Origin of the sequence: Leucobacter sp. OH1287, from assembly GCF_003859945.1 — a bacterium.
GTDB lineage: Bacteria > Actinomycetota > Actinomycetes > Actinomycetales > Microbacteriaceae > Canibacter.
The window spans coordinates 1-9882 of sequence record NZ_RQYM01000023.1 but is presented as its reverse complement, the minus strand read 5'-3'; the positions used below and the strand labels follow the sequence as shown (position 1 = coordinate 9882).

Here is a 9882-nt window from a genome sequence, read left to right as displayed (position 1 = left end):
TATCCAAAGAAATCACCCTTTCATTTTTAGATGAATTGGGCTACTTTTCGAGCGGCGCTAGTGGGCTACTTTTCGACCGTCACTGACAGCTGCTGAGCGTTTGAAGCAGCGCGGTTTGCCGGTTAGTGAGCTGAGAACCGCCTATCCGGCTAACCCGCTGCCGCTTTTGACGCGCTGGACCGCGGGCGCCGCAGCTGACGTGGACGCTGAAATTGCCGCAGGCAGTCTGCTTCCGCACGAGATCGAGCCGCGGAATCGCACTCACATTGCGCTTGGGCGCCTCCTCGGCAAACTGTTTCCGCAGTGGCTGTCCGGCGAGTTTGCTGCCGCCACACGGATTGCAGAGCAACTGGGGGAGAACGGGGTGCTGTTAACACCGGGGCTTGCCCAGCTGCCGCCGAGAGCGGGTAAGTGGCATCGGCGGTCGTGGATCCGCAACATCACCGCAAATCTCAAGTTCGCGCCGACGGTCAGTGTCTGGAACCTGCTCGGTTTTCCCGCCGGGGTTACCCATGATCCGGCGACCGGCGCGCCAGTGCAGGTTGTTGCCGCACCTGGTAGAGATGACCTGGTGGTGCGGGTGATGGGGTAGATCGCCGCCAAATAACCCGCGGCCAGCCCGCGCCTGAAAGCTGGGCATCGAGCGCCTATAATCGGCTAGCCTTCTCGATAAACCAGAGTATAGCCCGCGCTATTGTCCGTATAAAGCAGTGTTCCCCGGCGTAAAAACCGGGGAACACTGTTATTTGTTGTTTAGTGGTGATCGTGCTGTGACTGCTCAATCTCTTTCTGAGTTGGCGGTACGATCCGGTCCTCGAAGAACCAGCGGCTGAAACCGGCACGGATCCGCTGACTGAATTTGATCTTGCCGTCAGCGTCTGGGCGGAGCATCAGCGGCTCGTAGCTGTGGTAGCTAACCAGTTCCCAGCGCTCGTACTCGTCGAGCGGCTCGTGGATTTCAGTGAACTTACCGCCTGGCAGTCGAACAATGCGTGCTGACTCGTAGCCGTGCAGTGCAATGCTGCGGTCTTTCTTCTGCAGACCGAGGCAGATGCGCTTGGTTACGAAGTAGGCGATAACCGGTCCGAGGATCAGCAGCGCCTGCAGCATGTGGATCATGAACTCGAGTGACTGCTGGAAGTGGGTTGCCATCAGGTCGGAGCTCGCGCCAGCCCAGAGGGTGCCGTAGAAGGTGACACCCGCTGCACCGATTGCGGTACGGGTTGGGGCGTTACGTGGGCGATCCAGGATGTGGTGCTCGCGCTTGTCGCCGGTAACCCAGGCCTCAATGAACGGGTAGGTTGCTACCAGGACGAACAGCACACCGATCACGAGGATTGGGATGAGCATGTTCCATGACCAGGTGTAACCGAACCACTCGGTCTCCCAGCCCGGTGGGACAAGACGCAGCGCGCCGTCCGCGAAGCCGATGTACCAGTCAGGCTGGGTACCGGCGGATACCGGTGATGGGTCGTATGGACCGTAGTTCCAGATCGGGTTGATGCTGAAGAGTGACGCGATCAGCACGATAACACCGAAGACGATGAAGAAGAAACCGCCCGCTTTCGCTGCGTAAACCGGCAGCACTGGGAAGCCAACAACGTTCTGCTGTGTGCGTCCCGGTCCAGGGAACTGGGTGTGCTTGTGGATCACAACGAAGGTCAGGTGCAGGGCCAGGAACAGGATAACCATTGCCGGCAGCACCATAATGTGCAGCATGTAGAGGCGACCGATAATGTCAATGCCAGGGAACTCGCCACCGAAGAACAGGAAGCTGAGCCAGGTGCCAACAACCGGGAAGGCTTTAATCAGGCCGTCAATGATTCGCAGGCCGTTACCGGAGAGAACATCATCCGGCAGTGAGTAGCCGGTGAAGCCCTCAGCCATTGCCAGTACGAACAGCACGAAACCGATAACCCAGTTGAGCTCACGTGGCTTGCGGAAAGCACCGGTGAAGAAGACGCGCAGCATGTGCAGACCGATTGAGGCTACGAACAGCAGCGCCGCCCAGTGGTGCACCTGACGCATCAGCAGACCGCCGCGCACAGAGAAGCTAATGTCGAGTGTTGACGCCATAGCGGCTGACATCTCAACACCCTTCATCGGCGCGAACGGGCCGTTCCAGTGTGTTTCAACCATTGACGCCTCGAAGAAGAGGGTCAGGAAGGTTCCTGAGATGAGGATGACAACGAAGCTGTAGAGCGCAACCTCACCGAGCAGGAATGACCAGTGGTCGGGGAATACCTTGCGACCGAACTCTTTAACGGCAACGCCAACTTTTGTGCGCTCGTCAATGTAGTTGGCTGCTTTAGCAGTAAAGCCTGCCTGCGCTGGTTTTGTTGTTACGTTTGTGTTACTCACTTCAGACGCTCCCAGTAGCTTGGGCCAACAGGTTCATGGAAATCACTCTGTGCGATGAGGTAACCATCTTCGTCAACAGTGATTGGAAGCTGGGGCAGTGGACGCTTTGCAGGTCCGAAAACAACCTTTGCCTCGTTTGACACGTCGAACTGTGACTGGTGGCATGGACACAGCAGGTGGTGTGTCTGCTGCTCGTACAGTGCCACAGGGCAGCCAACGTGGGTGCAAACCTTAGAGTAGGCAACGATTCCGTCGTATGACCAGCCCTTGCGCTCCTCACGCTCTTTCAGCTCTGCCTGGTCGAGACGCATCAGCAGCACAATTGCTTTAGCCTTCTCGTTGAGCGGCAGTTTAGCCTCGCGGAGGTTCTCCGGGATGACGTGGAATGCGGATCCAATGGTCACCTCAGATGCTTTAATCGGCACACCGCTCGGGTCGCGAGCAAGCCTGGTTCCCTTTTCCCACATGGTGTGCTTGAGCAGCTCTACCGGATCGTATTCCATCGGTGCGAGGCTGCGCAGCAGGGTGATGCCCGGGATTGGGAAGGCGATCAGCGCGCCAAACAGGCTGTTGCGGATCAGGGTACGACGTGAGAAGCCGCTCTCCTCGTCAGCGATCTTGAAGATCTCTGCCGCGGTTTTGCGTGTCTCTGTGTCGCTGGCAACCGGGTGACGGTGGTCGATTGACTCGCCATCGTACATAAGTGCCTTACCCCAGTGCACAGCACCGAGGCCGATACCGAGCATACCGAGAGCCATTCCGAGACCGACGAACAGTGTGTGCAGCCTGATCGCACCCATCTGACCGGACTCGATTGGCAAGAACATGTAGGCAATAACCGAAGCCAAGCTTCCAGCTATTGACAGGTAGAACAGGGTGAATACCGCGCGCTCTGCGTTCTTAGCCTTTTTAGGGTTGGTGTCTGTCACACGCTTCCGGTGTGCCGGAAGACCCGGATCCTTTACAGCGTCATCTGAGATAACAGCAAGACCGGTATCTTGATGTGTGTCGCTGTGGCCATCATGGCTGGCGACAACGGCATCACCGTAGCCGTTTTTCGCTTCCTCTGCCAATGTTGCTCCTAGCCTTAGATTTAATTAAAAACTTAACGATTGCTTACTAGTTTGACTTGGCTGTGATCCACACGGTCAGTGCGACAACAGCTCCCAAACCAATGATCCAAATGAACAGACCCTCAGCCACTGGACCCAGAGACCCGAGCTTGAATCCACCAACTGATGGCTCATTCTCGATGTACTTCAGGTAGGTGATGATGTCTGCTTTTTCTTCAGCAGTGAGGTTTGCGTCAGAGAACACTGGCATGTTCTGCGGACCAGTAACCATAGCCTCGTAGATGTGTGCCTCGTCAACACCGATTAGGGTTGGCGCGAACTTACCCTGGGTAAGCGCACCACCGGCTGCGGCAACGTTGTGGCACATCGCACAGTTGATGCGGAACAGCTCACTACCGTTAGCTGCGTCGCCGCTAGCCTCAAGGTATTTCTTCTCGGGGATTGCTGGCCCCGGTGCGAGGGAGGCGACATAAGCTGCCATCTGCAGTGTCTGCTCCTCGGTGAACTGCTGTGGTTTAATCATGCCCTGCGGACCCTGGAAGGCGAGCGGCATACGACCGGTGCCAACCTGGAAGTGAACAGAGGCAGCACCAGCACCGATCAGGCTTGGGCCGTCCTCGGTTCCCTCAGCGTTCATACCGTGACAGGTTGCACAGTTAGCGGCAAACAGTTTACGGCCGGCCTCAATGGTCTCAGCCGAGTTCATGTCAACCTCAGCGGTTGCAGCGGTCTGGTTGAATCCAGCGTATGCTCCTCCTGCAATAAGCAGGCCAACCGCTACGAGCACAACTGTCGCGAGCGGATGCCGACGACCAGTCTTGCGGAGCTTCTTTTTGGCTTTAGCCATCTTAGTTATCTCCTTTGCCCTATTTCACGAGGTAGATAATGCTGAACAGGATGATCCACACAATGTCAACGAAGTGCCAGTAGTAAGAAACCACAACAGCGCTTGTTGCCTCTTTGTGTGTGAAGTTTTTCACGGCGTAGATACGGCCGATAACAAACAGGAACGCGAGCAGACCGAGTGATACGTGCAGGCCGTGGAAGCCGGTTGTGAGGTAGAAAGCGGCTCCGTAAGCGTTGGACTGCAGCGTCACGCCCTCAGAAACGAGTGTTGCGTACTCGTATGCCTGACCGGCAACGAAGATCGCGCCCATGAAGTAGGTGAGGTAGAACCATTCGACGGTGCCCCACTTGGTTAGCTGGAAGATAGAACCGGTCCGTCGTGCCTGCATCCGCTCGGCAGCGAAAACGCCGAACTGGCAAGCGAAGGATGACAGCACCAGGATGGTTGTGTTGATCAGAGCGAAGGCGAGCTTGTGCTTAGAAGTCTCGTACTCCCACTGCTCAGGCGCCATGGCGCGCAGTGTGAAGTAAATGGCAAACAGGCCAGCGAAGAACATAACCTCGCTACCAAGCCACACAATCGTGCCGGTAGCGACGATATTTGGTCGCTTCACCGCCTGCACGGCTGATTTAGTACTCATTGTGGTTCTATTACCTCTCCATTATGGCTGAAACGTTTTACTTTCCCGCCCGGTTACCCGCGCGGAGCTTTTCAGCTCAACGGTCTGTTTAATCTTACCTGATATTTAACTGAGAAATGTTCAATTCTCATGTTGCGGCGTGTACAAATCTTCATCAGATGTTATATAAGGGGGTCAATCCGTTAAAATAGACCTATGATTGACGCGGATTTCGGTTGGCCGGAGATTTTAACCCAGCTTTTAGGCAAAAATGATTTGAGCGTGTCGCAGGCTGAGTGGTTAATGGCGGCGTTCATGTCGGGATCCGCAACCGCCGCCCAACAGGGTGCCGCGCTCACGGCTCTCAACGCCAAGGGAGTAACAGTGGGGGAGCTCGTTGGCTTCCGTGATTCGATTCTCGGCGTTGCAACTGTGCCGCCGCTGCCGAGCAACGCCGTTGACATTGTTGGCACCGGGGGAGACCGGCACGGAACCGTTAACGTGTCAACAACCGCGGCCTTTGTTGCCTCCGCGGCCGGTGTGCCGGTTGTGAAACACGGCAACCGCGCTGCTAGCAGTAAGTCGGGCGCAGCGGATGTGCTGGCGGCACTCGGGGTGGGGCAGAGCGTTACCCCTGAGCGCTGGGCGGAGATTTTCCAGGAGAGCGGGCTTGCGTTCCTGCACGCGGGGCAGTTGCATCCAGGTTTCAAACACGTTGCGCAAACCCGCAAGGAGCTGGGGATTCCGACGGTGTTTAACTTCCTGGGGCCGCTCTGCAACCCGGTGCGCCCGGAGGCATCTGCAATCGGTGTTGCCGACGCCACAAAGGCGCCGCTGATCGCCGGTGTTTTCCAGATTAGGGGAGCAACAGCGCTTGTTTTCCGCGGTGATGACGGCCTGGATGAGCTAACAACAACCGGTCACAGCCGTATTTGGGAGGTTGTGAGGGGAGCGGTAACGGAGCACGATCTGGATCCGCTTGAGCTTGGCATACCGCGCGCGTCGCTGCAGCAGCTGCGCGGTGGCACGCCGGAGGAGAACGCTGAGGTGTTGAAGCGAACCCTCGCGGGTGAGTCCGGGCCGGTGCGAGACATTGTGCTGTTAAACGCGGCGGCTGCGATTGCTGCTTACCGGCTGTATGAGAATCCGTCGCTGGCGAACCAGCCGCTGCTGAAGCGTCTCGCTGCGGCGTACCAGTCAGCCGCCGAGGCTGTTGACTCAGGCGCTGCTGAAAAACAGCTGCACAGCTGGCTCGCACTGACCAGCGCCTAGGCGGGTCGGGGCAGGACTCAACTAGTCGGATCAGAGTAGGGTCCATATCAAGCGAGTCAAGCAGGCGAAGGCGACTCTGCCGAGCTGAACTGACATAATATAAATTATCAAGCAAATACCGGAGTCGCTGAACCTAACCCAAACGTCTCCGCTAAGCCGAAACTAGTGTGGCTAAGTGTTAAGCTGCGAGTCTAAACATCAATCAGCGTGTAGGTGCGACGGAAAACCCAGAACGCGATTGCCGCACAGAGATAGCCGCCGGCGGTTAGCAAAACCGAGGCGTTGTTTGCCGCCCAGGCATAAATGCCGCAGCCGAGACTGATTACCAGTGTGATTACTGCGAGCACGTTAAGGATCACACGGCTCGGTGTGTTTCTCAGCTGCACCTTGCCGCGCCTCGCGGTTGCTGGGATCAGCGCTGCCATAACGCCGTAGCTCGCGAGCACCAGCGCCAGCGCTCCTATAACGTCGCTTGGCCTGTGCCACCCCGCGGCGAGAATCTGCCAGTTAATCAGGGCGACACTCACCGCAACAATAACTGACATAAAACCTCTCGCTACTCCTGGTAGGGCAATAATCAACCCAAACCCGAGCGCCGCGAACACCGTTGCGTGACCGCTTGGGAAGGTGTTGACCGCCGAGATTTCCCAGATATCGGGACGTTCCAGCACCGCTGATTTCAGGATTTGTGATGCAACGAGTGAGATGGCGGTGGCGCCCGCAATCACCACGGCTCGCCCGATCCCCCAGGATAACAGTGCGATCAGCACGACAATACCGCCGCTGACGAGGATTGATGTGGGGTTAACCATCCCCAGCGGGCCGGCGGGTGTGGTTGTAAACTCGGACGCACCCAGCGCAGTGTTCTCGGCGAGCTGACCGGTTGCGTTCTGCACGCCAAAAAGGTAGGCCGCGAGGCCCAAAATCGCCGTCAGAACCGCAGTAATAAGCGCTTTCGCTCTGCTTGCCTGCTTCACCGCTTAATGCCCTTTCTCGTGATCCGCTGCCCCGCTGGCAGCCGCGTGTCTGACACCCCAGAGCGCAACAGCGATGCTGCTTGCAACGTTCAGGGAGTCAATGCCGTGATCCATCGATATTTTAACAAGTGTATCCGCTGCTCCCTGTGCTTTTCTGCTGAGTCCGTGCCCCTCTGACCCGAATAAAAACGCTGTTTTCGCGGGCAGCGGATCCGCCAGGAAACGGCTAAACTCAACGCACCCCTCTCGCAGCGCGAAGCCGATCTGGGTGAAACCGTGCTCACGCAGCAGCGGGCCAGCAAGCCGCCAGTCTGGCAGTCGCGCCCACGGCAGCTGAAACACCGCCCCCATGCTGACGCGCACGGCGCGGCGATAGAGCGGATCCGCGCAGTCGTCGCTCAGCAGCACCGCGTCGGCCCCGAGCGCTGCGGCGGCGCGGAAAGCAGCTCCGACGTTGGTGTGATCCACCAGCCCGTCAAGCACCACTACCCTGCTGCTGGAGCTCAGAATCTCAGCGGGCTGGGTTGGTTCGGGCCGGGCGACCGTGGCGATCGGGCCACGGTGCAGCTGAAAGCCGGTTAACTCAGCGAGCTGTTCCGTCGAACCAACAAACAGCTGCGGCTCCAACTCCCCTGCTTGCCGCGCCAGCAGCTCCCGCACCGCAGCCATCGCCGACTCGGGCGTTAAAACGCTCAGCACACGGTGTCCGGCGGCGATTGCCCGCGCAATCACCTTCTCGGACTCAGCAAGATAGATGCCACTCTCCTGCTCTTTTAAGCTGCGCAGTTGCACATCCGTCAGCCTGGTGAAACAGTCCAGGCGCGCATCGTCGAGGGAGGTTAGATAGATCGGCTCAGTCATTTCGGTGGCCGGTCTACTGTGTGACGCTGCTCGCGGTCAGGTGCTCAGCGATTAACTCCGCCGCATCGTCAGCAGCCTCGTAGTGCACAAGATGCCCTGTCCCCTGCAACACCTGCAGGTTGGCGTCCGGCATCCGCTGCACCAGCTCCAGCTGATCAACGAGCGACGTAATATCGTCCAGTGCCCCCGCAATCACGCGGGTTGGCATTGTAAACGCGGCCGCCGCAGCGGTCACATCGTTGGATACCGAGGCGGTGAACGCCTCAAGCAGCGTGGTTTTGTCGCTGTATTTACTAAAAAACTGGTCGTGCTGCTGGTGGATCCACCGCCGCAGCCCCGGATCTTTCGTTTTGGCCATAATCTCACTCATCGAGCGGACAATCAGCGGGTGCCCGATTAGCGCGTCAGCAGCCCTGGTCGGGAGTTTTCTCGCGAGTGCGTAGTACCCAACCGCGACCCGGGTAAGGATTGCCCGTGGCCCCTTTAGCGCGTTTGCGGCGATCGGGTTGATCAGCACCGCGCTCACCGGCCGGTAGTTTTGGGACACCGCCGCGGCCGTCACCAGCGTGCCGAAGGAGTGCGCAACAACCGCGTTCGGGCGATCCGAGATCGCGGCGGTAAAATCCGTAAGCCACTCGCCGTAGCTGTCGATTGTGTGCTCCCTACCAGGTATTGCCTGACTCTGCCCAAACCCGGGCAGATCGGGAATTATGCAGCGCACCTCCGGGTGGATCCGATGGAACCGCTCAGCGATCTGCAGCAGGCCGTGATGGTCACCGCGAAAGCCGTGCACAAAAAACACCGGGCTGCCGGTTACCGGCCCGGCCTCCCAGTAACTGGTTATTGTTAGCGGGGTTGTGACGGTGTGCTTCTGATCAAACATGATTACCTATAGTAGTGAGCGATACTGTGCTGAAACTGAGGTTCGCTCCTCTCCCGTGCGCAGCAGAAAATACGGCCGAGGCTGGGCGCGGTCACCAAAAAACCTGGTTGTGCGGGTAGGCTTGAGATATGACAGAGAAGCTGCCCGGATGGGCTCAACAGTTTGCGGTTTTCGACACAGAAACAACCGGCACCAATGTCTTTGCGGATCGCATAGTCACCGCCTCAATCGCTGTTATCAACAGCCACGAGCAGGTGACGGAGCGCAGCGACTGGATCATCAACCCAGGGGTTCCAATCCCTCCGGCAGCCAGCGCAGTTCACAAAATAACCGATGAGATCGCACAGCGCGACGGAGCGGATCCGGCGCAGGCGGTCGCGGTTATCGTCGCCAAGCTCGGTGAGCTGGCCTCGCGCGGTATCCCCGTCTGCGCCTTCAACGCAACCTTCGACCTCAGTCTCTTGCGTGAGGAGGCGGCGAGACACGGCATCGCCTGGCCCACCAGCGAGCTTTTGGTGCTGGATCCGCTGGTCATTGATCGGGCGCAGGATCGCTTCCGGAAGGGTAAGCGGACGCTCGGCATGCTCGCTAGTCACTACGGTGTTTCGCTCGATAACGCCCACACCGCTGGTGATGACGCAATCGCCGCGGGAGCCGTGCTGCTGCGTCTCGTAGCAAAATTCTATGACCAGCTGAACGTCGACATTTTTGAGCTGCAGCGCCTACAAAAACAGTGGCACACCTCCTGGGCAACCAACTTCGAGGAGTGGCTTAATCGCCAGGGCAAAAACGAGGTGATTAACAAGGACTGGCCGCTCCGCCAGCGGAGCTAACGGTGCTCCTGCCGGCGGGGTTGGCGGAGCCGGAGACAGTGGTCGCCGCTGCCCCGCGAGGGATAGAGCTAGGGTAAGTGGACAAAATGTGTGGCATTTCTCGCCTAGTCCCAATCAAGCCGGTACGGGTCAGAGGTATGCAGCTCATGCCACATA

10 protein-coding genes are annotated in these 9882 nt (G+C 58.2%); 3 read left to right on the top strand and 7 right to left on the bottom strand.

Annotated elements, in window-relative coordinates:
* The first annotated feature begins 100 nt into the window (after positions 1 to 100).
* Positions 101 to 592 carry a hypothetical protein gene (locus tag EII30_RS08730; RefSeq protein ID WP_124886959.1) on the top strand — a complete coding sequence of 164 codons (492 nt, stop codon included), beginning with the start codon at positions 101 to 103 and terminating at the stop codon, positions 590 to 592.
* A 161-nt stretch (positions 593 to 753) separates the two neighbouring features.
* On the opposite strand, the gene EII30_RS08725 is transcribed toward EII30_RS08730, so the two are convergent.
* The 4 genes from EII30_RS08725 to EII30_RS08710 are packed head-to-tail and all read right to left on the bottom strand — an operon-like array spanning position 754 to position 4921.
* On the bottom strand, positions 754 to 2361 hold the full coding sequence (locus tag EII30_RS08725) for a ubiquinol-cytochrome c reductase cytochrome b subunit (protein ID WP_124886958.1): 1608 nt from the start codon (positions 2359 to 2361) through the stop codon (positions 754 to 756).
* A complete protein-coding gene (locus EII30_RS08720; protein ID WP_124886957.1) occupies positions 2358 to 3434 on the bottom strand; it encodes a ubiquinol-cytochrome c reductase iron-sulfur subunit in 1077 nt (358 codons plus the stop codon). Before EII30_RS08720 ends, EII30_RS08725 begins: the two co-directional genes overlap by 4 nt.
* Positions 3435 to 3480: 46 nt before the next feature.
* A complete protein-coding gene (locus EII30_RS08715) occupies positions 3481 to 4281 on the bottom strand; it encodes a c-type cytochrome (RefSeq protein WP_124886956.1) in 801 nt (266 codons plus the stop codon).
* Positions 4282 to 4300: 19 nt separating this feature from the next.
* Entirely contained in the window at positions 4301 to 4921 is a 621-nt protein-coding gene (locus EII30_RS08710) for a heme-copper oxidase subunit III (RefSeq protein ID WP_124886955.1), read from the bottom strand.
* 195 nt (positions 4922 to 5116) lie between these two features.
* Here EII30_RS08710 and trpD point away from each other — a divergent pair, with 195 nt between their 5' ends.
* Positions 5117 to 6172, top strand: a complete 1056-nt coding sequence (gene trpD, locus EII30_RS08705) for an anthranilate phosphoribosyltransferase (RefSeq protein ID WP_124886954.1) — start codon at positions 5117 to 5119, stop codon at positions 6170 to 6172.
* Between the two features lie 191 nt (positions 6173 to 6363).
* Here trpD and EII30_RS08700 read toward each other — a convergent pair whose 3' ends face one another.
* Genes EII30_RS08700 through EII30_RS08690 form a run of 3 tightly spaced genes read right to left on the bottom strand, consistent with a single transcriptional unit; the run spans position 6364 to position 8893 of the window.
* On the bottom strand, positions 6364 to 7149 hold the full coding sequence (locus EII30_RS08700) for a hypothetical protein (RefSeq protein WP_124886953.1): 786 nt from the start codon (positions 7147 to 7149) through the stop codon (positions 6364 to 6366).
* Between the two features lie 3 nt (positions 7150 to 7152).
* Positions 7153 to 8010 (bottom strand): RNA methyltransferase, encoded by an 858-nt coding sequence (locus EII30_RS08695; protein WP_124886952.1) that lies wholly within the window; start codon positions 8008 to 8010, stop codon positions 7153 to 7155.
* Between the two features lie 13 nt (positions 8011 to 8023).
* Positions 8024 to 8893, bottom strand: coding sequence for an alpha/beta fold hydrolase (locus EII30_RS08690; protein ID WP_124886951.1), 870 nt, complete (start codon positions 8891 to 8893; stop codon positions 8024 to 8026).
* Between the two features lie 128 nt (positions 8894 to 9021).
* On the opposite strand from EII30_RS08690, the gene EII30_RS08685 reads away from it, so the two are divergent.
* The gene (locus EII30_RS08685; RefSeq protein WP_124886950.1) at positions 9022 to 9726 is read left to right on the top strand and encodes an exonuclease domain-containing protein; all 705 of its coding nucleotides are present in this window, start codon (positions 9022 to 9024) and stop codon (positions 9724 to 9726) included.
* Positions 9727 to 9882 lie beyond the last annotated feature (156 nt).